Origin of the sequence: Psychrobacter sp. T6-4 (genome assembly GCF_052258425.1) — a bacterium.
Taxonomy (GTDB): Bacteria; Pseudomonadota; Gammaproteobacteria; order Pseudomonadales; family Moraxellaceae; genus Psychrobacter.
In genome coordinates this window covers 70,994-96,146 of record NZ_JBQQEZ010000005.1, presented here as the reverse complement: position 1 = coordinate 96,146, position 25,153 = coordinate 70,994, and the positions used below count along the sequence as shown (strand labels likewise).

The following is a 25,153-nucleotide window of genomic DNA, read 5'->3' as shown; positions in this document are numbered from 1 at the left end:
ATTTGGCTTTTTATTTGCTTGCCTGATAATAAAATATCACAAGCCAGCTGTACGATTAGTTTCTACATTTAACGCCCTCAAGCGCGAGTAGATACTCTTTTTTATCCACACCGCCCGTATAACCTGCTAGTTTGCCATCACTGCCAATGACTCTGTGACAGGGGATAATAAGGCTAAAGGGGTTTTTGCTATTAGCGTTGGCGACCGCGCGGCAAGCTTTAGGGTTGCCAATGCGCTCTGCCAATGTAGCATAGCTTATCGTCTCGCCAAATCCGATATCCTGAAGGGCTCGCCATACCTGCTGTTGAAAGGGCGTTCCTAAAGACAAATCTAACGGCAAATCAAACTGTTTTCTCTGCTCTTGTGCATATTCATCAACTTGAATGATTGCCTCTAACAATAGCGCTTGGGCGGGATCCTCTGGGTTTAAACTATTTTTTTCTATGAACTTGAAGTCATTATCAGTGAGCTGATAATGCTTTTTGAGTTTGGCAAATGATTTTGAGTCTGTCCACCACTCGTCTTTGGACAGCCAACTCATTTCGGCAAGCTTTGGCTCATTTTGCTTGGCTGAGTGCTCATCATTCTCATTGACCATAAGCACTAAGATGTAAGTCTGCAAATTCGTCGTGGTTACTATCATCGTCATTCCTTAACATAAAATATCGCGGCCAAACTCTAGCTATTAGCGACTACTCTTTATCATCGGTCTCAAATAGAGCAGCCACGAACTGTTTGGGGCTAAAGGCACGCAAATCATCGATAGACTCGCCAACGCCGATATAGCGAATCGGCACATTTGAGGTCTCAGCGATATTGAACACGACCCCGCCCTTTGCGGTACCATCTAGTTTGGTAATGGTAATGCCTGTCAATGGCACGACCTTATTGAACAGCTCAACTTGGTTAATAGCGTTTTGTCCTGTGCCCGCATCGAGTACGATCATACCTTCATGCGGCGCAGTCTCATCGGCTTTACGCATAACGCGCACCACTTTTTCAAGCTCGCTCATCAGATGAGTTTTGTTTTGCAGGCGTCCAGCGGTATCGGCTATTAATACATCTATGTTTTTGGCTTTGGCAGATTGCATGGCATCAAAAATCACTGAGGCACTATCAGAGCCGTGACCTTGCGCGACGACAGGAATGTTATTACGCTCGCCCCAAATCTGTAACTGCTCGGTGGCAGCGGCGCGAAACGTATCGCCTGCTGCGAGCATGACTGATTTGCCTTCACCTTGTAAGCGCTTAGCCAGCTTGCCAATAGTCGTCGTTTTACCCACACCATTAACACCAACGACCAAGATAACAAAGGGCTTTTTGCTAGTATCAATAATCAGCGGCGCAACTTTCGGCGCAAGGATTTCTACCAATTCTGCCTGCAAAGCCTTATAGAGTGAGTGCGAGTAAATCAAATCACCACGAGCGGTCTGCTCAGTCAAGCTTTTGATGATACGCGTAGTGGCATTGACGCCAATATCAGCGACCAATAGCTGATCTTCAACCTCCTCTAACAGCTCATCATCAATCTCTTTACCACCAATTAAGATACTTACCATACCTTCAGCAAGATTCTTTCGCGACTTACTAAGACCCGATTTCATCCGATTAAACCAGCTACCCTTTTGGCGACCTTGCGGCTCTTCTTGCTCCTGCTCTTGCTCTGGCACAGGCGCTGACGAGGATTGACTCACTTGTGCAGGCTGTGCTTGAGATGACTTATCAGCGCTGCCAAGCTGCTCTTGCAAAGGCATCGTCGGCATAGGGGTTGCAGCGACGCTTGGCGCAGTTTTATTATCTACGCCAGTAGGCGTACGGTTATCAGATGCACTATTAGGGCTCTGGGCCTCAGGTGTTATTAGCGGCGCTCCCAATTCGACGCGCTCATCAGCGCTATAAGGTAGCTTTGCATCTAAAGTGCTGGCGGCCAAATCACTCGTATCAGGCGCAGTAGTACTTGACGCCTGATCCCTTGGCTTATCAATAATCTCAACCGATTGCGCAGGGAGACTGGGTAAGGTAATATCATCGTCATCTAAATCATCAAGTGCGCCATCGAGATTGATAACGACGCGATTGCTATTGTTTGGATTATTCATAAATAGGCCCTAAAAGTATCAATATGTATTTGTATTTTATTATAAAGTGGTTGTCATTTGATGTGAGTGATACCATCAGATGCTCACTCATAGTTTAGCATAATTCAAGACAAATTCTGGACTGACAGTTAGCATCGATTTGGTGCGTACTCAGTGATAAGAAAGCTTAGCTTAAGGTTTACACACATAATTGACACCTATATTTGACGCCATATCGCCTACTCTTATTTATACCTTAAACTTGAGACATTCTTATGAAAAATATGATATCCGAACGATCTATCCGCTTAACTTTAGCGCTAGTCATTGCGACTCTAAGCCTAGCTTCAACCGGCTGTAGTACTACTCATGAGTTTAAGCCCACCGCTAGCGTGATGGTTGGCGCTCACAAATCGATATGATGGATGCCTTTATGTCAAAATCAGTGACTCATTCACGATTTAATACCTCAAGTGTGCTTATTAATCAGACAGATAATCGAAAAAAGCAACTATGCAAACCTATTTTTGTGTTGATGATTGCAGCTTTATCATTTTTGATAGTAGGTTGTAGCGCGCTCAATGCCCTTGAGCCTACTGCGGTTTTGATTTCTGATATCAAAGGTTCTATATAATATACCCAACCCTTAAATGCTTGTCAGTCATTATCATAAGAGAGTCTCATGTCCTCATTAACACTGCGCCTTGCCTGCGCGCTAACGCTTAGCACTACCCTTGCTGCTTGCCAAACCCTAACGCCGACATCCAATACGTCATCTACAGTTAGCGCTGATAATATAGCGCAAAATACCAACGATCTAGCTATGGATCTATCAGGTCGTCATGAGTATCAATTAGACAATGGTCTCAAAATCGTTATAAAAGAAGACCACCGCGCGCCTGTTGTCATGACTCAAATCTGGTACCGCGTAGGGTCAGCTGATGAGCCGATCGATAAAGGCGGCATCTCGCATTTGCTTGAGCATATGATGTTCAAAGGCACCTCCACCGTCTCAAGTGACGACTATGAGCGCTTGATCGCTAAATTTGGCGGAGTGAACAACGCCTTTACCAGCTATGATTATACGGGCTACTACGAGCTGTTCCCAGCCAATCGCTTGCCGCTTGCACTCGAATTAGAAGCCGATCGCATGGTCAATTTAATCTTTGATGAAGCGGCGTTTGAGAAGGAGCATCAGGTCGTCATGGAGGAGCGCCGCCAGCGCACGGACGACAATCCTTTGGCAAAAGCCTACGAGTCCTACCGCCTTCTGGCGATGCCTGATAGTCCTAAAGGCGAGTCGGTCATCGGCCCTATGAGTGAGCTTGAATCGATCAAACTATCAGAGCTCAAGGACTGGTACCGCACCTGGTATACGCCCAATAATGCTACTTTAGTCATCGTCGGCGACGTTGATCCTGATGAGGTCATGAGTCAGGTTAAGCGCTACTTTGGCGATCTAAAACCGAACAAGTTACCCAAGCGCCCTTTTGTGACGCAAACAGGGTTTCGCGGCTATCAAAAAGTCGACTCGGTGCAAGCGGTGCAAGTGCCAGTACTCCTTATGGGATATAACGTGCCAAGTTTACTGACCGCACAGCCTGATGAAAAACAGGCTTATAGCTTATCGCTGGCGCAGTATGTATTAGACGGTGGCCTATCCTCAAGGCTTGAGAGCCGCTTGATACGCGAGCAAGGACTGCTCACCACGGTCGGCACTTCTTACAACTTGCTCGATCGCGGCGATGGCCTGTTTTTGATACAAGCGACGCCGCGTGAAGGAGTAAGCTTAGAGCAAGCGCAGCAAGCTATTATCGCTGAGATTGACAAATTATCTACTGATCCGATTGCCGCTAATGACATTAGCCGTGCAAAGACCAATACGGTGACCTCCTTAGTTTACGCGCAAGATAGTATGCAAGGTCAGGCGCGAATGATAGGCTCCATGCAGTCTATTGGATTAGACGATAGGCTACTTGCAAGCTTGCCAAGTAAACTCGATGAGATAAGTGTCGCCGATATTCAAGCCGCTAGCAAAAAATACTTGGTTAAGGACAATCTCACGGTAATGTACGTGGTACCGCCTGAGAGTGACGCGGCCGATGACAAAACTAACAAACTAACAGCGATAAATTAAGTTTGATTTATCGATATAGAGCAACGAACACTCTATCGCTGACTACGTACGAGTATCAAAAACAATCAGACTAAGAAGAAAAACATGACTCAAAACCTCTTATCAAAGTCCGTCCGTTATCTAAGCATGAGCCTACTACTAGCTATGAGCGTGTCTAGTCATGCAGAGGACTACCGCGCGACTACGATCGTTGATCCTAATGCGCCGATTGCGGCGCTATCGACATTGACCAGTCTCGATAACGTCAAACCGCTACAAATTACCGTACCTGATATCGAACAATTCACCACTACCTCAGGGGTGCGCGTGTCGTTCGTACGTACTACTGCCCTACCTATTGTCGATATTGACTTGCGTTTTAACGCTGGTAGCGCGCGCGATGGCTCGATACGTACAGAGGGCTATGGTATTGCTAATATGGCAGCGACGATGCTGACTCAAGGCACTACTCGATTAGATGAAGAGGCATTCACCCGCGCCTCAGAGACTTTGGGTATCAATCTAGGTAGTAGCGCTTACAAAGATATGTTTATCGTCTCATTGCGCAGCTTATCTGATGATGAGCACCTGCTGCCAGCGATTGACTTGATGACGCAGATGCTAACTGAGGCTACCTTTGATGAGCAAATATTGGCGCGTAACAAAGCGCGGCTTTTGGTCGGTTTGCAGCAGCAAAAACAAGATCCAAGCAGCCTTGCCAGTTTAGCATTTAACGAAGCACTATATGGGACGCACCCTTATGCGCACCCCTCCTCTGGTACATTACAGAGTGTACCTAGTATCAACAGAGCAGATTTATTAGATTTTACAGATCGCTACTTGGTCGCGGCTAATGCCTCACTTGCGATGACAGGCAATCTAACTTCATCCGAGGCAAAGGCGCTCGCTGAGGATATCACCGCTAATCTGCCCAAAGGACAAGCGGCGGCGGTGCTACCTGAACCAAAACCACTGACCAAAGAGCAGCACATTCACATACCCTTTCCTAGTAGCCAAACGACTGTGTTGATGGGCCAATTAGGTAATAAGCGTGCAACCAATCCTGTGGCTCAGCAGCAGCAAACCAACTTCGCTATTGGTAATGAGGTCTTAGCAGGCGGCGACTTTAATGCGCGCTTGATGACCGAGATTCGCCAAAACTTGGGCTATACTTATGGCATCTCAGGATCGATGAATCCGATGTTGACTCGCGGCCCTTATCAGATCGGTTTCTCAACCCGCAACGACAAAGCGCGCGCGGCGATTGATGCCAGCCTAAGCGTCATTGATAAAACGCTAGCGCAAGGTATCACAGCATCTGAGATGCGCTTGACCACAGATAATATGAAAAACAGCTTTCCGATGAGTTTTGCGAGTAATGCTGGGATTAACGGCTTGCTTGGCATGATGAATTTTTATCAGTTGCCAAACAGTTATTTGAGTGATTACGTCAGCCGTATCGAGCAAGTGAGTTTGCCTGCGGTTAACCAGACCCTGCGTGATACGCTGGAGCCTGAGAACTTTTTGATTGTGACTGTTGGGGAAGTCGATCCTTGGAATGACAAATAACTGTATTAGCGCTGTCTATAAACGGCGCTTGATAAATTACAGACAGTGCTTATTGCTAGAGCTAATAGTCTATCAAAATTGATAGACGGTTAAGGGGTACAATACATTGATGTTAACAACGATTAGTCTTTGATAACCATCGTCAAATCGTACTCTAAGCGCTTAGGCTTATACTTAACACCGATGTAGTTTAAACGGATGATGTGTTTGTCATAAGAAGTCACCTCATAAGGACCATTAGCGAAATTATGCACTGATGGCACCACTAGCATAGTTTCAATCTTATCGGTATTGATATCCACATCAATGCTTTGTCCAACATCTGGATATAGATAATACTCACAGTAGTCATATACCATAATCTCAGCGGTGCGGACAATAGTTTCATCATCGACGTTTTTTTGTAGTAGTTTGGGGCAAATATCAGAATGCTTCGCCGCTAAACGTGCATAGGAGTTTCTAATATTTTCTTCAATCTCTTTGATATTTTGCTGCTTATTTTGCTCAGCTACGCTTTGCTCAGTCGTAGTAGCAGAATCTTGCGCCTCATTTGGATGAGCATCATGACCACAAGCGCTCAAGACTAATAGAGAAACAGTAGCAATACTGAGCGTTTTTATGCGACATGATAAAGGGAATAAATAGCGTCTGGCAGGCATTGGTTTTTTAAGCGTAATAACAGTCATAACTGCCTTAAAAGGTTATTATAAATAGCGCTCATCACCTAAATTTTACTGAAAGCACTTTGAGTTAAAAACCAATATTATAAAACATTGTTTACTAGTATGAAATAGGCTTTAGTTACTTAACTTACCGTTCAACTTTATATACTACCGCTCATCCTACTATTCTTTTCTTATATTTAGTAAAAATTTAGCAGATAAAAAACCTAATTTAAAGGTGTACAATAAATTGTGTTAGGCCAGCTAAAAACGGCAAGCTGAACTACTGCTGGTATTATTAAAGCCCCATTTACGATAACTTGCTGTATCTAAATGGATCGCGCCCGTCGAGTAAATTCCTAGACCAAACTGATAGGACTGGCCTTGATATTGCCAAAACTCGCACAAACTGTCTTGTAATTTACTGATAAGCCAAGGGTTATCATCGTACTCTGGCACCCAAATGTCTATCGCGCCTGCCGTCATATGTTTGCTAGCATCAGCGCCTCCTGCGCAGTCGTTGAGTCCAGGACTACGATAGGCAGAACGTATTTGTGTACTTGCAGGTAATATCCCTTGTCTTTTGAGCTCACTATATAACCGCAGCGTCGGAATGACATTTGACCACAGCTCCTCTGGCGGCAACTGATAAGGCTCATAACCGCATTTATCCCAGCTCCTAGCAGTAGTCAGTAATTCAGAGAGCGGCGGTACATTTTGTCCGCCAACCTGCGCGCTGAGATAACGCTGATAATTGGCAACTTGACCTGCGCGGTAGCTGTTACTTTTGAGCCAACTGTCAAAGTCCACTAAGCTAAAGTTATTGTCAAAAGCATTATATCTGTTGTTGTACCCATCATTGCTATAAATGGTTCGATACTGGTTTTGGTTCTGATAAGACGTAGCATTTCTAATACTGATGCGTTTATTCTCATCTATTGATAATTTGGCATCAAACGGATAACTTCGCTCTTTTTCTGCAATCAGATTCTGCATACTATCAGCTAGGCGATTATTAGGAGTGGCATACACCCTAGTATTTGGATCTTGTTTTATATAAGCATTGCTACTGCCATAGCGTACTTGAATACGGCGCTCGCTATCATCGGTCAAGAGAGCCGCTTGTGCACTGATAGCACTTAAGCATATTAGCGAGCCAATAATAGGTTTGATCGCCCTACGCTGCAAAGTGATACAGGACTCGTAAGCGCGCAAAGTACTGGCTTTTTTTCGGTTTGACCTTACGCATACATCGTTGTTTTTTTTCATATTTATCATCACAAAAGACTACAAAAACAGTCGCGAGTGTTATCTTAATAGGTTAGCGGTAATCGTTACTTAAATAAAAAGTTAATCCTACCTCTATCGACAGTATCAGGTGTATAGATACTATCAAATTTTTGCTAAGCAGGCTAAACTATCGCCACCATTTACGGGTAACTGATTGACTATTAACATTTATCCTTAACACTTTTAGAATCAAGTGACTTTACCTAAGACGCTTTTATAAGCGGTGTTTTATTCAAAATTTAGAAACTGAAAATTTAACAACTTAAAATAAGTAACTTGGTTTATCTCCATCCCTTTTATTATTCATAATTTTAGCCTACAATGCCTATGTCTATGAGTCCGCAGTACCGATTTTCGCGTCAAAGCCACCATTTAGGGCAGCGCTCTGAGCTGACGCTTTGGCAGCGCATTCATGTTGATCCTTGGTTGACCCTGCTGTTACTGATGATTTGCTGTATTGGCTTAACGATTCTCTATAGCGCCTCAACTCAAAACACCAGTATGGTACTGCGGCAAGCGATCAGTTATGGGGTGGCCTTTGTGGTGATGTTCACTATGGCGCAAATACCGCCAAGCGTTTATCGTACGCTCACGCCTGTGTTTTATGTACTTGGTCTTGCGCTACTCGTGCTCGTTGAGATCATCGGTGAGGTACGTATGGGCGCGCAGCGCTGGATTCGCCTGCCAGGATTTGGTAGCGTGCAGCCGTCTGAATTTTTGAAGCTGGGTATGCCGATGATGTGTGCGTGGTTTTTATCCAAGCGCGAGTTGCCGCCCTCGCTCTCAAGTATTGCCATAACTCTTGCGCTTATTATTGTCCCCGTTCTACTCATCGCAGGTCAGCCGGATCTTGGTACCTCACTGCTGGTTGCAGCAAGTGGTATTTTTGTGCTGTTTTTGGCAGGTCTATCGTGGCGCATTATATCTATAGCGGTTGCTTTAGCGATTCCCTTTGTCGCTTTTGCGTGGAATTTTTTGATGCATGACTATCAGCGCACGCGGGTTTTGACCTTGTTTAACCCCGAAGCTGATGTACAAGGCGCAGGCTGGAATATCATTCAGTCCAAAACCGCTATTGGGTCAGGCGGTCTGACGGGTAAAGGCTACTTAGATGGCACGCAGTCGCATTTGCATTTTTTGCCTGAAGGTCATACAGACTTTATTATTGCTGCTTTTTCTGAGGAGTTTGGACTCTTAGGAGTGATTTTATTGATGTTTATTTATGCGTGCCTGCTTACCCGCGCTTTGTACATTGCCTTTACTCATACCGATACTTATAGTCGGCTGCTAGCAGGCGCTATCGCCATGTCGTTTTTTGTCTATGTTTTTGTCAATGTTGGGATGGTCGGCGGTATATTGCCTGTCGTAGGCGTACCTCTGCCTTTTGTCAGCTATGGTGGTACTGCTATTGTGACTTTGATGGGCGGCTTTGGACTACTCATGTCGATTCATACGCATAGAGCGAGTTGATTTAGATAAACGTGCTACTACATCTATTTTGACGCCAACTCTTTTACGCCTAGTATTTCATGAGCCTTGAAGGGATAGCGATCTGCCATGACCGTCCACTTTGACACTGTCCATCCCGATGGCGAATTTAAATCTTCTTTACTGCTTAGTTGAAGATGTACTAGCAAGATATCGATATCCATTGTGACTTTTTTGATAACTTGCTGCGGCTCCTTTAGGCGATTGCGCCCGCAGCTACTCTCAAAGCTCTTAAAAATTTGTTGTATATGACCTAACGTCATAGCTTGATTTAGACACAGATAGACGCACTGATTGACATAATCTGGCTTTGGCTGCGCAGCGGTAGCAGTAAAATCTGGGTTTTGAAACGGCTTTGATAACCTCATTGTACCCAGCAAGGCTAGTTTTTCTCTCACCTCTATCAGATGTCTCTTTGCTTGATAATTGCTCCCAAGCGCAATCAAGACTGCGCCCACCGGTTTATCAAAAAGCGTTTTGGGAGCAGCTCTTGGCAAGCTATCAAGATTTAAAGCTGCCAAACGATCTAAGTCTTTAGTGGTCATCATTTGACTTATTAGTAGATGTAGCAACACGAGTAATTTGTACGCCGACCGCTGCCGCATCTTTAATCGCAGTCGGTTTTGCGGCGCTGAGGGTGACTTTTTGACACGGATAATGGCTAAGTAGTCTATCGGCCAACTGCGCTGACAAGTGCTCAAGCAGCTCAGCTTTGATCTCTTTGCACCACTGGCTGACATCATCGCACACCGCTTTATAATTTAGCGCGTCTTTAACATCATCTGATAATGCCGCTCTACTGATATCGGTTTCGAGCACGATATCGATAAGTAGCGGCTGAGTGATGGCGCGCTCCCAACCGTATACGCCAATCACCGCATCAACTTTTAGCGCTTTTACGAATACGACATCCGCTTGGGTATCAAACATGGAGCATCCTTAACTATTTATTTTAAAAGGCTTTGTAATTTTCGAGATAAATTAAAGCGCGCGCCCTGCCGATTTTAGCATTTTACTAGGACGATGACGCCACAAATCTATGCTGAATAATAGCAAGCCAAACCAAATCAGGCCGAACACGATTAAACGATTGGTATCAAAAGGCTCATTATAATAAAATACAGCCAGTAAAAAGATAAAGGTTGGCGTGAGATAATTCATAAAACTCAAGATACTATAGGCCACCAATTTAGTCGATTTATTAAACAGTAGCAGCGGTATCAAGGTCACAGGGCCTGCCAGCATAAGTAGCCAAATATCAGGCGTAAACCAAAAGCTGAGCTGACTACTGACCACATCAGCCTGCCAAAACCACCACAGACAAATCGGCACTAGCATAGCGGTCTCAATAAACATCGCATCGATGGCCGTAAATGGCGTTTGGCGCTGAATGGTGCCATAAGTGCTAAAACTAAAGGCCAAAATTAGCGATAGCCAAGGCAAACTGCCCAGCATAATCACTTGGATAAGCACAGATAATAAAGCAAAGCCAATCGCTATCCATTGCAATAGACGCAGGCGCTCTTTGAATAGGATCATCGACAGGGCAACGCCGACCAGCGGCCCGATAAAATAGCCCAAACTGGCTTCGAGGATACGGTCATTATTGACCGCCCATACATAGGTGAGCCAATTGGTCGCAATAATCAGGCCTGATATAAACGTAAAAGCAAGCCATTTTGGGTGCTGCTTGAGCGTGTCAATCCACTGCCAGCGTTTGGTTACAATCAGTACGACAAGTAAGCACAAAAACGTCCAAATGATACGATGCCCTATAATCTCGGTCGCATCATAAGCGGCTAGTTGTTTAAAATATAAAGGAAACGCGCCCCAAATACAAAATGCAATTAGCGCGGTGATAATGCCGCGTCTGGTCGTTGGGATAGGAGCGACTGGTTTTTTTAGGACATTTTGAGTAGTCATAGTACAGCACAACTTATTATCGCTAAAACGCATCTATGCTTTTATTGTGTTTATAAAGTGAGCATATAAAAGCGTCAAGCTTGAGAGAAAAGCAAAAAAAAAAGAAAAGCAATGCGCTGATATCGATGAGACATCAGCCCATTGCTAGAAGTTAAAGATACGTATTATTTTAATGAGTCTATCTAAAGGTTTTAATCTAAAAGATCTGCCTAGATATTATCAGGCATTATCGTCGCCACTTTGCACAGCGCCGCTTTGGACTTCAATGTTCATGCCGATTTGAGTGGCGAGTTCGGCGAACCCTGGGAAGCTGGTATTGACCGTCTCTACCCCTTCGATCGTAATCTGCTCAGACGCTCTGAGGCTCGCTACTGCAAAGCTCATGGCGATACGGTGGTCGTGATGAGAGACGATATGCCCGCCGCCAAATACCGCTTTATCGTTATTATGACCATCGACGTTTTGACCTTCAATAATCATCCCATCGTCCGTTACTGTACAATTGACGCCTAGAGCTCGTAAACCCTCAGCCATAACCGCAATGCGATCAGACTCTTTGACACGTAACTCTTTAGCGCCTGTCAACACCGTACGACCTTGCGCGCAACTCGCCGCGACGAACAGTACAGGGAACTCATCGATAGCTAGCGGCACCAGATGCTCAGGTATATTAATACCTTGCAGATTTGAGCTACGAATGGTGATATCGGCGACGGGCTCACCACCGATATGAGTCTCATTACTCAAAGTGATGTCCGCTTGCATGAGCTTTAGAATATCAATAATGCCCGTACGCGTCGGATTGATACCCACTTGCGACAAGGTCAGCTCACTATCTTTGCTAATGGCAGCGGCCACCATAAAGAACGCCGCTGAGGAGATATCAGCAGGGACAGCGATGTCACCGCCTGTCAGCTGTCCACCGCCTTCAACACTAATGCGATTGCCCTCAACAACAACCGGATAACCAAAAGCAGATAGCATACGCTCAGTATGATCACGGCTAATCTCAGGCTGGGTCACCGTCGTTGTGCCATCAGCCCATAATCCTGCTAACAATAAGCAGGATTTGACTTGCGCTGAGGCTACAGGCATATCGTAATGGATACCTTGTAGTGGTGTGCCCGCTTTGTCGCGGCCTGTAATGCTGAGCGGCGCCGTACCACTAGTGCCCGTACTCTGGATAACGGCGCCCATCTGACGCAGCGGCGCGGCGATTCGCTCCATGGGACGCTTGTTTAGGCTAGTATCACCAATGAGTACACTGTCAAATTTTTGTGCGGCCAAAATACCCGATAGCAGGCGCATACTAGTGCCAGAATTACCCATATAAAGCGGCGTCTTGCTGGGTTTGAGACCATGCATACCAACACCGTGAATGGTCAGCTCACCCTTATCAGGGCCCTCAATCGTCACGCCCATATCACGAAACGCTTGCAAAGTTGCCAAAGCGTCCTCGCCTTCTAAGAATCCAGTGACTCTTGTCACACCAGTCGCAAGACTACCGAGCATAATGCTACGATGGGAGATAGATTTGTCACCTGGAATAGCAATAGTGCCTGTGAGAGTTTGGCTTGGCGAGATAATATAAGAGGCTGACATAGCAGAGGTATCCGTATAAGGGGTAGAAGCTAACATGTGATCAAAGTGTCGCCGGGCAGCTTGCGCGCGGCCTAAAAGCCCCATCAGGGCGGTTGAGTCGTTATTTATAATGAGATGACGCAGCTGTTGTAGATAGTCGCTGTATTCATCAAGGGCGCTCACGACGGCACCTTTGTTGGCGATAAATATATCGTGCCACATTTTAGGATCACTGGCTGCTATGCGGGTAAAGTCGCGAAACCCACCTGCCGCGTAGCGAAACATGTCTAGATTGTCATCGTGGCTGGCGAGTTGTTCAACCAGATTAAAGGCAAGCAGATGCGGCAAGTGACTGGTGTGCGCGAGTATCTTGTCATGACGATCAGCGTCCATACTCATAACCGACGCGCCTACTGCTTCCCACAACTGCTTGAGCCGCGCAATCGCTATAGCATCCGTCGTCATAAGCTCACAGATGATAACGCTATGATGACTGAACAAGTCACTACGTCTGGCATGATACCCTGAATTCTCTGCCCCAGCAATCGGATGCGCGGGTACAAACCCAGTAGGCATACCATTTGATGAAGTGGCAAATACTTGGGTGGCAGCTTCAATGATATTGACTTTGGTACTACAGACATCGGTAATCATACAATCAGTAGCGATCAGACCTATATCCATAGCCGCCTTTATATCAGCAAAAATGGCGGGTACCGCTTGCACGGGAATGGCAACAACGATCAAATCGCTACCAGCAACGGCATCCAAAAGCGTATCACTACCTTTATCAAGCAGACCTTGTTCGATGGCCTCGTCAATACTTGGTATATGGCGATCTACCGCGACGATACGCGCGCTCAACCCTTTATCCTTGATCGCTTGCGCTAGACTTGCGCCAATCAAACCCAGACCGACCACGCACACCTGCTTAAATAAAGGCTGAGTGCTCGTCTGTGAAGGATTAAGGTATAGGTTATTATTTTGTGGACTCACTATTGCCTCAATCATCGTTCAAAATAGAGCTTAGCGTATCAACTAAGCGTAGGTTTTCTTCGGCAGTGCCAACCGTAATGCGTAGCCAATCATCAAGGCCGTAGGCTGCTAATGGTCGTACAATAACGCCTTGCTCTAATAGCGCTTGATTTACTGTTGCCGCTGTTGTCTCCTCCATATCTACAGCCACCTCTAGCATAATAAAATTGGCGAAAGATTTGATAAAACCCAATCCTAACGCGTCAAACTGCTTCTCAAGCCAGCGCATCTGCTCTTGGTTGGTGTATCTTACCGTCTCGATGAACGACTGATCTGCAAGCGCGGCTGTAGCGGCAGCAAGACCGAGACGACTGACGTTAAAAGGTTGGCGTACACGGTTCAATAAATCAGCCACTGGCGCTGAGCTGAGGGCATAACCAACGCGTAACCCCGCCAGACCATAAGCTTTCGAAAAGGTGCGCACAATGACGACGTTGTCAAACGCATCTAGCAGCGCGCGATTATTGCTCTCAGGGCTGTACTCTATATAAGCTTCATCTAATACAACCAGCACTGACGGCGGCATACTGGCTACAAATTCCTGTAGCTCATCACGCCCAAGTTGAGTGCCCGTTGGATTGTTAGGATTAGCGATAAACACTATCTTGGTATTGGGATTGTCTTTGACAGCCTGAGCCATAGCACTCAAATCATGACCAAATCGCTGCGCCGGTATTTCAATACCCGCCGCGCCTTGCATTTTAGCCAGCATCGAATACACTACAAAACCATATTGGCTATAAACGATAGCATCATCACTACTGACAAAACTACGTGCCAAGATATCGAGTAGATCGTTAGAGCCATTACCCAAGGTGATACAATCGATGCTAATATCATTAAAATCAGACAGGGCTTGCTTGAGATAATAGCCATTGCCATCAGGATAGCGCGCCAGCTCTCCTAGCTCATCAGTGATCGCTAGGGTCACATAAGGCGAGCAGCCCAGCGGATTCTCGTTGCTGGCGAGTTTGACCACATCAAAGACGCCATACTCGCGCGTGATCTCGTCGGCAGGCTTGCCCGTTTGATAAGGCGCAAGCGTTAGGATACTGTCGTAAGCAGGACGCAAAACAGATTGATCACCACTGGCAACTGACATGATATCTCCTCAATAATTAAAAGGCTACAATACCGCTTTAGGGTATGAGCCTAGTACGCGCAAGTCTTTTACCAGAGGCTTGATATCAGCAACAGCAGCGCTCACGTTAGGGTCTTGAATATGACCATCCATATCGATAAAGAATACGTAAGCCCATTTATTAGGACGCTCAGGACGAGTCTCGATGCTAGTCATAGATACGCCGTGATACGACAAGGGCTTGAGGATCTCGATCAGTGCGCCAGCTTTATCATGCGCTGAGACGACGATAGAGGTTTTGTCTTGACCTGAGGGCGCAATCGCTTCATGACCGATAATCAAGAATCGCGTAGTATTGCTCGGATTGTCTTCGATATTTGAATATAGCTTATGCAAATCGTACTCTGCAGCCGCTACGTCCCCTGCAATAGCAGCCGAATGCCATTCGTTCTTGAGACGGCGCGCCGCCTCCCCATTACTTGAGACCGCTACCCGCTCAATATTAGGGAAATTAACATCAAGCCAATGACGACACTGTGCAAGGGACTGCTGATGTGAATAGATACGGCTTAAGCTATCAACCTTGGTGTGCTGAGCGACCAAAAAGTTCTGATGAATAGGCAGCTCAACTTCACCAATGATTTTGAGAGATGACGACAAAAACCCATCAAGCGTATGATTAACGACGCCCTCTGATGAGTTCTCAACAGGTACCACCCCATACATAGCCGTACCCGCCTCCACTTCGCGAAACACATCGGTAATCGTAGTCATCGGTACTGTATCAGCCGCTTTGCCAAAATGTTTGAGCGCGGCGGCATGCGTAAAGGTACCGACAGGTCCCAAGAAGGCAATACGCTGCGGTGCTTCTAGATCCAGACAAACCGACATAATCTCACGAAACAGGCGCGCCATCTTCTCGTCAGAGATAGGGCCTTCGTTACGCGCCATGACCGCTTTTAGGACTTGCGCCTCGCGCTCAGGACGATAAAAGATAGGATTACGTATAGAGGCATCTTTGCTATTAGCGACGTGTTCTTTTTTGACTGTCGCTACTTGCTGAGCCAATCTAGCACGGTTGTTAATGAGCGTATGAATTTGGGAGTCTACGGTATCGATGTTTTGACGCAGCTGATTTAAAAACGCTTGCTCCGTTGCTGGCGTATCTGTTTGCTCTGGGTTATCTGGCTTTTGCTCTGGTGACTGCTCGCTCATACCGCCTATCCTTTTTAACTGTTATTTAGACCGCTATAATGTAGCACATCATCAGTATATTTAAAGCCATCTTATCGATTTATCGTGTTTATAAAACAAAAACGGTTTATTTTTAATGGTAGATAGGACTTGTCTAATCCTTTAAAAGCAGGATAAGACACTAAATCACAAACAGGCTGAAAAATCTTCATACATTAGATTTATATCAATACTTATGCTCATTGCCTGCGTCTCGTCTTGGTATCATTCGTTTTTATATTAGATAAATCCAAACCAAACTATGTTAAAGTTTGTTTGCTAATCATTCAACACGCAAGGATATTCAATGAGCGCATTACAACAGCTTCGCACGATGACCACTATTGTCGCTGACACAGGGGATTTGGCTGCTATTGCACGCCTGCGACCTCAGGATGCGACGACCAACCCAAGCCTAATCACCAAAGCCCTCATTCATCCTGACAATCAATCTATGCTGAGTGAAACGATGAGCCGCTATCATGGTGATGTCGATGCTGTCATTGATGCGCTTACTATCAAGATCGGCTGTAATATATTGGAACTCATTGAGGGACGAGTCTCCACTGAGGTCGATGCACGCCTGTCCTATGATACTCAGGCGACTATTGATAAAGCGCTTGCTTTTATGGATGCCTACCAGGACGCTGGCGTGGATTCTGAGCGCGTACTCATCAAAATGGCAGCGACCTGGCAAGGCATTGAGGCGGCGCGCTATCTTGAAACCCAAAATATTCACTGCAACTTAACTTTGCTCTTTGGTCAGCATCAAGCGATCGCTTGCGCCGACGCAGGGGTCACCCTCATCTCACCTTTTGTCGGTCGTATATTGGACTGGCAAAAACGCCAACAAAGCCGCCAGAACATTCCGCCTACTGATGATATGGGCGTACAATCTGTCAAGCTTATTTATCAGTATTACAAGCAGCATGGTTATGACACCCAAGTCATGGGAGCTAGCTTTCGCTCGGTCGAGCAGATACTTGCGCTAGCAGGTTGTGATCTGCTCACTATTGCGCCTGATCTTATCGACGAGCTTGAGGCTATGGACGTCGACGTCACTCGCAAGCTCTCACCAAGTATGGCAACAGAGTTGGCGGATATGCAAAAAATCAGTCTGACTCACGAAGCCTTTAATCATGAGTATCAACAGGATAAGATCACTCAAGACTTATTGCCTAAAGGCATAGACGGGTTTATCGCCGCGCGTGACGAGCTGGCAAAGGCGTTGGCGGGGATGCGTTAGGCTTTGGCGAGTTAACTCGTTAGTCGTTTAGACTCACTATTAAGTAAAAGTTATCAAGTAAAAGCAGCATTCTAAGCACTTAGAATGCTGCTTTTTTATACCTTTCAGATTACTATTCACTGTTATGACTAAATCTTTATGCCTTTAGGACCGTATAAACAGGTACAGGAAACTCGCCATGCAACTCTACCAAGTCGAGAAGTACCAAAGCGCCAACGACAGTATGCTCAGCGGATCGGCATAGCTCATAGGCGGTCGTGAGCGTGCCTCCTGTCGCCAAAATATCATCAACCAATAATACGCGCTCAGGCGGTAAGTTATTTTGCATCTCAAGCGTATCTTTACCGTACTCTAATGCATAGGCTTTATTTGCAACAGGTGGCGGCAATTTGCCAGGTTTACGCAGTAGTATCATGCCTTTGCCAAGACGGCCTGCCAGCAAGCTTGCAAATACAAAGCCGCGTGCCTCAACCGCACCTAAACAATCCACCTCATCCATAAGCCCCTCGGGCAAAGCTGCAAGCAGCGCATCGATGACATCATTTATGTGACTGCGCAGTAACGGCGTAATATCATAAAAATCGATACCTGCTTTTGGAAAATTAGGTACCGTTCTGATCACTTGCCAAAAGGGATGATCAATGTTTTTGGTGTTAGATATTGCAGTGGCGCTCATGGTGACCTCAATCTTAGATGACTGGTGAATAAAGGGATGGCATTCAATAATGGCTAAAAATACGGTTAAAAATAATGGGGGCAATCATAGCATAATGGATACTATTTTGAGGGGTGATGTTCAACATTAGACAATTATAGATATAAAAAGTGCTATATTTTTACTTGATTATGCTAGAGCAATCTCAATATACAAGTGTAAACTTAAACGTGCAAAGTCTGGTTATATGCTACACTACGGACGTTTTCATCGTACCTAAAGGTGCGTAATATCTCAGTATTAGTTGATAGGATAAAGTATGAAACGTTATGAATGTATAGTCTGTGGCTGGATATATGATGAAGAGCTAGGCTGTCCTGAAGAAGGTATCGCGCCAGGTACCAAATGGGAAGATATTCCAGAGGACTGGATATGTCCTGAGTGCGGCGTCGGCAAGCTTGACTTTGAGATGGCAGAATTTTAGGCCACTTGCGCAATAGGAAATATTATGACTTCAAATGATCTAGGTACTCATAGCCCCGCTAACAAGATCGAACACTATCCTAGTGATGAGTGGAAAAAGTTCGGTGAGCACAAGTGGCACCCCTCAGATCTGAGCGAGCATCTGTATCAAGCTATGATAGATATCGGTGACGGCATTGAGCTGTGTGTTGAAGCTGGCGGTAACCCTGCCAACCCACCACTACTGATGGTTATGGGTCTTGGCTCACAGATGATATTTTGGCCCGATGCTTTTATTAAGCGCCTTATTGATGCAGGATTATTCGTTATTCGTTTTGATAATCGTGATATCGGTCTATCTTCCAAAGTCCAAATCGATGGTCTGCCGCGTATCAGTCAGCTTAAGATGATGATGCGCTTGCAAACGGGACTCTCTAACAAAAGCGCGCAAGTGGCATATAACTTGACCGATATGGCAGAGGACACTGCCCGCTTGATCAAAGCTTTGCATCTAGGGAGTACGCATTTGATTGGCGCGTCTATGGGCGGAATGATCTCGCAAATTGTTGCCGCGCGTTATCCAAGCCTAGTGGACAAAGTGGCGCTCATGTTTACCACGACCAATCGCGCATTTCTGCGCCCGCCTAAGCCCAAGCAGTTATATACCTTGATTAATCGTCCTGAGAGCCATTCTGAGCGCGATATCGTACGTCATAGCGTCTGGTTTATGAAAACCGTCGGTACGCCAGGACATATCAATGTGCGTCTCGTGCGTGAGATTGCTCAGTTGCGTTATCAGCGCAGCTTTCATCCGCTAGGCACGGTGCAGCAGCTTAACGCTATATTAGCCTCAGGCTCTATTGCTCGCTTTAGTAAGCAAATCAAAGCGCCAACCATTGTCATGCACGGCAGTGCTGATGGTCTTATTCCAGCCTCTCAAGGTCGCGTCGTTGCCAAGACCATTCCGAATGCCACCTTTCATCTCATTGAAGGCATGGGGCATGATATACCTGCCTATTATCAGCCTTATATGGTTGATCTGATTCGCAATCATTTACTCGGCTAACTTTTAATTACTAATTAACGATTGCTCACTAATAAGTGTTAAGCCAACAAAGAGTCGTTGCTGCTATTCATAACAATAGCCACGACTCTTTTTAAATTTGTCTTTTGAGTTCAAACAACAAATAGTATTGAGTAATTAACCACAACTGACAATTTCACCCGTTGTATTGATACAGGTTTTTTGACCATCTGCCAACGTACCCACCCAAGCCGTACCTTCTTTAAATACAAAAGGTGAGACGCCTTGATAGGTGTCCTCGTTACTTATGACACTATTATCAAAGTTAAAAGGTATGACAAGCTCGCCGCCTAAATTTAAAAAGCCCCATTTGTCATCGATACTGACCGCAGCCAAACCTTCAGAGAAAGGTCGTACGTCATCAAACGAATAGGTAATCATCACTACATCGTTATCATCAACAAAACCCCATTTACCATTTTGTTGCTTGGCCTTTAACGTGGTAAATGCCGCAGGCACTAGCGCTGGCGTATTCTCAGATCGGTTATTTGAAGCTTGCATCTCACGCTTTGCATTGGGGTCTTGAGCGATGTTACCGTCTTTATCCAGCCAACTTATGGACTTGCCTTTACTTACGCGCGCAATACCGTTTTTGTAATTATCGATATGACTGATAGAGGATTTAAACGGTACAACCACTTGATTGGCGGTGGTAATCACGCCATAATCGCCGTTTCTTTTGACGACAATGCGTCCGTCTGATACCGCTCTTGCCCACTCTTGGTTAGAGCCGATGATATCGTACCTGGTCGGTATCGCCTCGCGCCCGCGCATATCGACGTAGCCGACTTTACTATTACGCTGTACAGGCATGAGACCTCCTGCTATCTTGGTGGCATCTACGCGCTGATAACCCATAAGATCAGCTACTTTTTTACCTTTTTTATCGAGTAAAGCGACTGGCGCACCAAAATCCTTTACCGCCAAGAAATAGCGACTATCAGCAGTGCAAGAAACATGCTTGTAGTAGCTCTTTGGTATCTTGCAACTGGCCGCTTGCGCGCTTGGAATGATAAAAACTGAACTCAGAATCATAGCGACACCAAAGTATACTTTGGTAAGTGTAGAGGATGTCAGAACGGTAGATCTAAGAGCGGTAGACCCAAGTATGAAAGATTTAAGTATGGCAGACAAAAGCACAGGCACAAATTTAGTAGATTGTAGTGTATTTAACTGAGTACTTTTAGTCATAGTAAAATCCATTATTTCACAACGCTCTCTTGTATGGTAAGACAGGCAGCCTAACAAATAGCTGCTCATGCACCAACCTGTGTTGAGTAAGCGTGTAACGCAAGCCCTTAGATCGTGTCACTATTGTGCTAAAGCTTAGCACCTTTTAATCTATACTTATTAGAATACTAGATATTGCATTATATTCAATATAAAGAATACTTATTTTTAATCTTAGCAAGCTTTTACTTTAGAACGTTTATATAAAGGATGATATACAGCGATGTCTACTACAAGCTCAGCATCCACCGGCCTTATTATTGGCTGCATTATTTTTGGCTTGGGTAGTCTGATTGTCGCTCACGTCGATATTGGCGGCTGGGCAATGTCGTTTTGGCGGCTTGCGATATCAGGTATTATCTTTACCCTGCTGGCCAAAATGACAGGCCAACGGCTACCGCGCGCCCGTTCTGCTATCGTTTTTGGGTTGTTATCAGGGGTATTTTTGGGCTTGGATCTAGCACTGTGGCATGAGAGTATCTATGCTGTTGGGCCTGGTATCTCAACCTTGCTCAATAGCTTACAGATTTTCTTTTTGGCAGCGATTGGGTTTTTGTATTTTAGTGAACGCCAGACAAGCTTACAGCTGATAAGTTTATTTTTGGCGGTGCTTGGCGTGGCGATGATAGGGAGCCCAGAGTTTGCCAATAATACAGCCGCGACTTGGGGGTTTGTTACTGGCATCGTATCAGGCGCGATGCTGGCGGCGTCTATGACCTTTATCCGTAAGACTCATGATACCGAGCCCACACCGATATTTGTCTTGATGCAACTGATTAGTATTGGCGGCGTGCTGGCGATGATCATACCTATGCTGATATTTGACGCCGGTCACATTATGCCAAACTCGTGGTCTGATATTGGCTGGATACTAGTGTATGGCGCGGTGATGCAATGCTTGGCTTGGGGACTTATAGCCTACTCTATCCCCAAGTTGTCGCTTGCCGTTACAGGCTTGCTGTTGTTGACTGAACCTATCGCAGCTTTGATAATAGACTACAGCTGGCTTGGCAAATCTATTAACACGCTGCAATGGAGCGGCGCGTTACTGACAATGCTAGCGATATATTTAGGATCGCTCAAACCTAAGCCGCGCGCCCTGCGTCGTTATCGATTTTTTGCAAGATTTTATAAGCACAAACCATAAATAAGCTATCTATTATGGCAACTAGCTTTTTTTCAGATTGAATAAAGCATTAAGCACGATAGCAGCTAGCGTTGCCGTACCGATACCGCCCAAATCAAACTCACCTAACTTTAAACCAAAGTTACCTGCGCCCATAATAACGGTAACTGCAGCAATGATTAAGTTGCTATTTTTGCTAAAATCAATATGGTTGTCGATCCAAATTTTCGCGCCAGCGATGGTGATTAGACCAAAGACAACAATAGACGCACCGCCCAGTAGTGCTGGCGGAATCGTCTGAATCACTGCGCCAAATTTGGGTGAGAGTCCAAGCAGGATAGCGACTAAGCCTGCGATGACAAAGATGGTCGTGCTATAGACCTTGGTCACTGCCATCACGCCGATGTTCTCAGCATAAGTGGTCACTCCTGTACCGCCAAAGCCTGCTGAGAAGGTAGTCGCTAAGCCATCAGCGAGAAAAGCGCGGCCCATATAAGGCGTTACGCGCGCTTTGGTCATGCCCTCGACTGCTTTAAAATGTCCTAAGTTTTCGGCGATTAAGATAAAAGCAACAGGGGCAATCAAGATAATAGCGCTAAGCTCAAAGCGCGGTGTGTAGATCGTAGGCAATCCGAACCAAGCGGCACTTTGAATACTACTAAAGTCGATAGGCGTACCAAAGCCTAAGATATTAGTCATCACAAAGTAGGCAATATAAGACAATATCAAACCGACTAAGAGCAGCAAGCGTCTAAGCATACCGCTGGTAAATACGGCTACTGCGCTAATAAGTAGGACGGTAAGCGTTGCCATCCAAGCATCAAATTGATTGCTTGAGACGCCTTGAATGGTCACAGGCGCAAGGTTGAGACCGATGATCATAACGATAGCGCCCGTCACAATAGGCGGCATCAAACTCTCAATCCAGCCTGTACCTGTCTTCATGACGAGCAAACCTACCAAGGAGTAGATAATACCGCACACCATGATGCCGCCTAAGGCCACATCCAGACCACTATTGAAGCCCATACCTGCATACGCAGTCACTGCAATGACAGGGCCAATAAAGGCAAAGCTTGAACCCAAATAGCTGGGCATACGCCCGCCTGTAATGATAAAGAACATCACTGTACAGATACCGGACATCAAGATAGCAAGGTTGGCATCAAAACCCATAAGCAGTGGCGCAAGTACAGTCGCACCAAACATAGCAAAGGTATGTTGAATACCAAGTAGCACGCTTTTGGACGGCGGCAAGTACTCGTTGATACCGACGGGATCGACATCTAAGTTGCCTTTATACGCGCGCCACGTAGGAAACCAGCGACCATTATCAAAGTCTGGATTGTCTATTAATTGCATGGCTTTAGGATCGATACCAGCAGCCGTTAAAGCATTCGGTTTGTTAGAGGCAGAAGAAGGCTCTGATGGCAAGGTCATGCGCTAGTCCTAATAATAGTTGGATGGAAAGTCGCTCGTTATTTATGGTTAGCTCTTAAAACTACTGATCCTCTAAACTTTGAGGCATCTACTGTAGCAATAGGACGAACGACTGCTTTATAATAATCGTCAACAACAAATGGTTTTGAGGATAAAAACTATTTGTTAATAAAGTCCAATTTCACTGGTCGTGTACTACGAGTTGTGTTTAACTGACATCAGTTTTGATACTTACAATAAGCAGTACTGTGCAGATTTTACAGCTGTTAAGTTTACAGAATGTTACATAGTGCAAGATGCTCAGCATCATAGCGGAAATAGTGTATAAATAAAAGATTTTGCTGCATAAAAGTATGAACTCACTCCACCTTCTTAAGTCATGGTAACTTTATGATTAGCGTATTTGATTTATTTAAAATAGGTATTGGCCCTTCAAGCTCACATACCGTCGGCCCAATGATTGCGGCTAACTTATTTTTATCGTCACTATCCAAGCAGGCAAGCATTACTGACATCAAATCAGTAGAGATCGAACTATACGGATCGCTTGCAGCAACAGGCAAAGGTCATGCGACAGATACTGCTATACTCTTAGGCTTGTTGGGTCATACGCCAAGCACGATAGATACGCGCCTCACTGACCATTATCTCTCTGCTATTTTAGATGAGCTAAAGCTTAATCTACTAGGCGTACATACTGTCAGTTTTGATGCACAGCGCGACATTCACTGGTTTGATGACACTGTATTGCCCTATCATCCAAACGCGCTTACCTTGCGTGCTCATTTGATGGACGGCACGCACTATCAGCAGACGTACTACTCTATCGGTGGCGGATTTGTCATCAATGATGAAGATGCCACCAACCCCGATGAGGATCATGCCAGCCCCACTATCGATGATATTCCTTATCCCTTTAACAATGCCGCAGAATTACTTGAGCAATGTAATCAGCACCAATTGAGTGTCAGCGAATTGGTACTGGCAAACGAGTGTCACTATCGCAGCTTGGACGAGGTCTACGCTTATTTAGATGATATTTGGAACGTGATGCAGCGCTGCGTTGAGCAAGGTTGTCAAAATAGCGGTATCTTGCCAGGAGGACTGCAAGTCAAACGCCGAGCGCAGGCTTTGTATTTGCAGTTGTGCGCAGAAAAAGATCAGCCCATTGCCAAGAGCGACAAGCTTGCGGCAATGGACTGGGTTGATTTGTACGCTTTGGCTGTCAATGAAGAAAACGCTAATGGCGGCAATGTGGTCACTGCGCCAACCAATGGTGCAGCAGGTATAATCCCTGCGGTTATGCACTATTACCGTGATTTTTTGCAGAGCTACAATCATGACGGCGTGCGCAAGTTTTTACTCAATGCAACCGCTATTGGTAGCCTTATTAAACAAAACGCCTCCATCTCTGGCGCTGAGGTTGGTTGTCAAGGTGAGGTTGGTTCCGCCTGTGCTATGGCAGCGTCCGCTTTAGCTGAGATTATGGGTGGCTCCCCTGCCCAATGCTTAAACGCCGCTGAGATCGGCATTGAACACAACCTAGGTCTAACCTGCGATCCTATTGGCGGTTTGGTGCAAGTGCCCTGCATTGAGCGCAATGCAATGGGTGCCATCAAAGCTATCAACGCCGCTCGCCTTGCCTGCCGCGGTGATGGGCAACATATGGTATCGCTAGATAAAGCGATTGAAACCATGAAACAAACGGGCGAAGATATGTCTGATAAATACAAAGAGACCGCGCGCGGCGGCCTAGCAGTATATGCAGATAACCGTATACCAACGGCAACTCACGGTGTCAGTGTTAACTACAGTCAGTGTTAATGTAATTAGTGCTAAATAAGTCACATCATC

At 45.6% G+C, this 25,153-nt stretch carries 21 protein-coding genes; 8 read left to right on the top strand and 13 right to left on the bottom strand.

The features are described from left to right. Positions 1 to 55 precede the first annotated feature (55 nt). Both ACTXGE_RS05100 and ftsY read right to left on the bottom strand, forming a co-directional pair. Entirely contained in the window at positions 56 to 643 is a 588-nt protein-coding gene (locus ACTXGE_RS05100) for a methylated-DNA--[protein]-cysteine S-methyltransferase (protein ID WP_317198860.1), read from the bottom strand. 49 nt (positions 644 to 692) lie between these two features. Continuing rightward, positions 693 to 2,099, bottom strand: a complete 1,407-nt coding sequence (gene ftsY, locus ACTXGE_RS05095) for a signal recognition particle-docking protein FtsY (protein WP_443542259.1) — start codon at positions 2,097 to 2,099, stop codon at positions 693 to 695. 661 nt (positions 2,100 to 2,760) lie between these two features. Here ftsY and ACTXGE_RS05090 point away from each other — a divergent pair. Beyond that, positions 2,761 to 4,215 carry a M16 family metallopeptidase gene (locus ACTXGE_RS05090; RefSeq protein ID WP_443542255.1) on the top strand — a complete coding sequence of 485 codons (1,455 nt, stop codon included), beginning with the start codon at positions 2,761 to 2,763 and terminating at the stop codon, positions 4,213 to 4,215. Between the two features lie 84 nt (positions 4,216 to 4,299). Continuing rightward, positions 4,300 to 5,763, top strand: a complete 1,464-nt coding sequence (locus ACTXGE_RS05085; protein WP_443542253.1) for a M16 family metallopeptidase — start codon at positions 4,300 to 4,302, stop codon at positions 5,761 to 5,763. Positions 5,764 to 5,885: 122 nt separating this feature from the next. Here ACTXGE_RS05085 and ACTXGE_RS05080 read toward each other — a convergent pair whose 3' ends face one another. Next, a complete protein-coding gene (locus tag ACTXGE_RS05080) occupies positions 5,886 to 6,449 on the bottom strand; it encodes a hypothetical protein (RefSeq protein WP_443542251.1) in 564 nt (187 codons plus the stop codon). A gap of 240 nt (positions 6,450 to 6,689) precedes the next feature. Continuing rightward, the gene (locus ACTXGE_RS05075; protein WP_443542249.1) at positions 6,690 to 7,694 is read right to left on the bottom strand and encodes a D-Ala-D-Ala carboxypeptidase family metallohydrolase; all 1,005 of its coding nucleotides are present in this window, start codon (positions 7,692 to 7,694) and stop codon (positions 6,690 to 6,692) included. Between the two features lie 348 nt (positions 7,695 to 8,042). Here ACTXGE_RS05075 and rodA point away from each other — a divergent pair, with 348 nt between their 5' ends. Further along, positions 8,043 to 9,185 (top strand): rod shape-determining protein RodA, encoded by a 1,143-nt coding sequence (rodA, locus tag ACTXGE_RS05070; RefSeq protein WP_435951040.1) that lies wholly within the window; start codon positions 8,043 to 8,045, stop codon positions 9,183 to 9,185. Positions 9,186 to 9,208: 23 nt separating this feature from the next. On the opposite strand, the gene ACTXGE_RS05065 is transcribed toward rodA, so the two are convergent. The 6 genes from ACTXGE_RS05065 to pheA all read right to left on the bottom strand — a co-directional run bounded on the left by ACTXGE_RS05065 (position 9,209) and on the right by pheA (position 16,038). Further along, on the bottom strand, positions 9,209 to 9,748 hold the full coding sequence (locus ACTXGE_RS05065; protein WP_443560283.1) for a 2-amino-4-hydroxy-6-hydroxymethyldihydropteridine diphosphokinase: 540 nt from the start codon (positions 9,746 to 9,748) through the stop codon (positions 9,209 to 9,211). Then, positions 9,738 to 10,133 (bottom strand): dihydroneopterin aldolase, encoded by a 396-nt coding sequence (gene folB / locus ACTXGE_RS05060; protein ID WP_443542246.1) that lies wholly within the window; start codon positions 10,131 to 10,133, stop codon positions 9,738 to 9,740. The genes ACTXGE_RS05065 and folB overlap by 11 nt, the downstream gene beginning before the upstream one ends. 51 nt (positions 10,134 to 10,184) lie before the next feature. Further along, positions 10,185 to 11,126: an EamA family transporter RarD gene (rarD, locus tag ACTXGE_RS05055; RefSeq protein WP_443542244.1), complete on the bottom strand. Its 942-nt coding sequence runs from the start codon at positions 11,124 to 11,126 to the stop codon at positions 10,185 to 10,187. Positions 11,127 to 11,345: 219 nt separating this feature from the next. Beyond that, the gene (locus ACTXGE_RS05050; RefSeq protein WP_443542242.1) at positions 11,346 to 13,703 is read right to left on the bottom strand and encodes a bifunctional prephenate dehydrogenase/3-phosphoshikimate 1-carboxyvinyltransferase; all 2,358 of its coding nucleotides are present in this window, start codon (positions 13,701 to 13,703) and stop codon (positions 11,346 to 11,348) included. Between the two features lie 7 nt (positions 13,704 to 13,710). Then, on the bottom strand, positions 13,711 to 14,844 hold the full coding sequence (gene hisC, locus ACTXGE_RS05045; RefSeq protein ID WP_435948973.1) for a histidinol-phosphate transaminase: 1,134 nt from the start codon (positions 14,842 to 14,844) through the stop codon (positions 13,711 to 13,713). Positions 14,845 to 14,868: 24 nt separating this feature from the next. Further along, positions 14,869 to 16,038, bottom strand: a complete 1,170-nt coding sequence (pheA, locus tag ACTXGE_RS05040; protein ID WP_317198871.1) for a prephenate dehydratase — start codon at positions 16,036 to 16,038, stop codon at positions 14,869 to 14,871. A gap of 325 nt (positions 16,039 to 16,363) precedes the next feature. Between pheA and ACTXGE_RS05035 the strand changes: the two genes are divergently transcribed. Continuing rightward, entirely contained in the window at positions 16,364 to 17,302 is a 939-nt protein-coding gene (locus ACTXGE_RS05035; protein WP_443542239.1) for a transaldolase, read from the top strand. Between the two features lie 136 nt (positions 17,303 to 17,438). Here ACTXGE_RS05035 and ACTXGE_RS05030 read toward each other — a convergent pair whose 3' ends face one another. Further along, positions 17,439 to 17,978 carry an adenine phosphoribosyltransferase gene (locus ACTXGE_RS05030; RefSeq protein WP_317198873.1) on the bottom strand — a complete coding sequence of 180 codons (540 nt, stop codon included), beginning with the start codon at positions 17,976 to 17,978 and terminating at the stop codon, positions 17,439 to 17,441. 298 nt (positions 17,979 to 18,276) lie between these two features. Between ACTXGE_RS05030 and ACTXGE_RS05025 the strand changes: the two genes are divergently transcribed. Next, positions 18,277 to 18,441, top strand: coding sequence for a rubredoxin (locus ACTXGE_RS05025; protein WP_317198874.1), 165 nt, complete (start codon positions 18,277 to 18,279; stop codon positions 18,439 to 18,441). A gap of 24 nt (positions 18,442 to 18,465) precedes the next feature. Further along, positions 18,466 to 19,485 carry an alpha/beta fold hydrolase gene (locus ACTXGE_RS05020; RefSeq protein WP_435948976.1) on the top strand — a complete coding sequence of 340 codons (1,020 nt, stop codon included), beginning with the start codon at positions 18,466 to 18,468 and terminating at the stop codon, positions 19,483 to 19,485. A 135-nt stretch (positions 19,486 to 19,620) separates the two neighbouring features. Here ACTXGE_RS05020 and ACTXGE_RS05015 read toward each other — a convergent pair whose 3' ends face one another. Further along, entirely contained in the window at positions 19,621 to 20,538 is a 918-nt protein-coding gene (locus tag ACTXGE_RS05015; RefSeq protein WP_443542237.1) for a WG repeat-containing protein, read from the bottom strand. Positions 20,539 to 20,956: 418 nt separating this feature from the next. Between ACTXGE_RS05015 and ACTXGE_RS05010 the strand changes: the two genes are divergently transcribed. Continuing rightward, positions 20,957 to 21,880: a DMT family transporter gene (locus tag ACTXGE_RS05010; RefSeq protein ID WP_317198877.1), complete on the top strand. Its 924-nt coding sequence runs from the start codon at positions 20,957 to 20,959 to the stop codon at positions 21,878 to 21,880. 21 nt (positions 21,881 to 21,901) lie between these two features. Here the strand turns inward: ACTXGE_RS05010 and ACTXGE_RS05005 are convergent, their stop codons facing one another. Next, positions 21,902 to 23,299: a solute carrier family 23 protein gene (locus ACTXGE_RS05005; protein ID WP_443542235.1), complete on the bottom strand. Its 1,398-nt coding sequence runs from the start codon at positions 23,297 to 23,299 to the stop codon at positions 21,902 to 21,904. Between the two features lie 390 nt (positions 23,300 to 23,689). Here ACTXGE_RS05005 and ACTXGE_RS05000 point away from each other — a divergent pair, with 390 nt between their 5' ends. Then, positions 23,690 to 25,123: an L-serine ammonia-lyase gene (locus ACTXGE_RS05000; RefSeq protein WP_443542233.1), complete on the top strand. Its 1,434-nt coding sequence runs from the start codon at positions 23,690 to 23,692 to the stop codon at positions 25,121 to 25,123. Positions 25,124 to 25,153 lie beyond the last annotated feature (30 nt).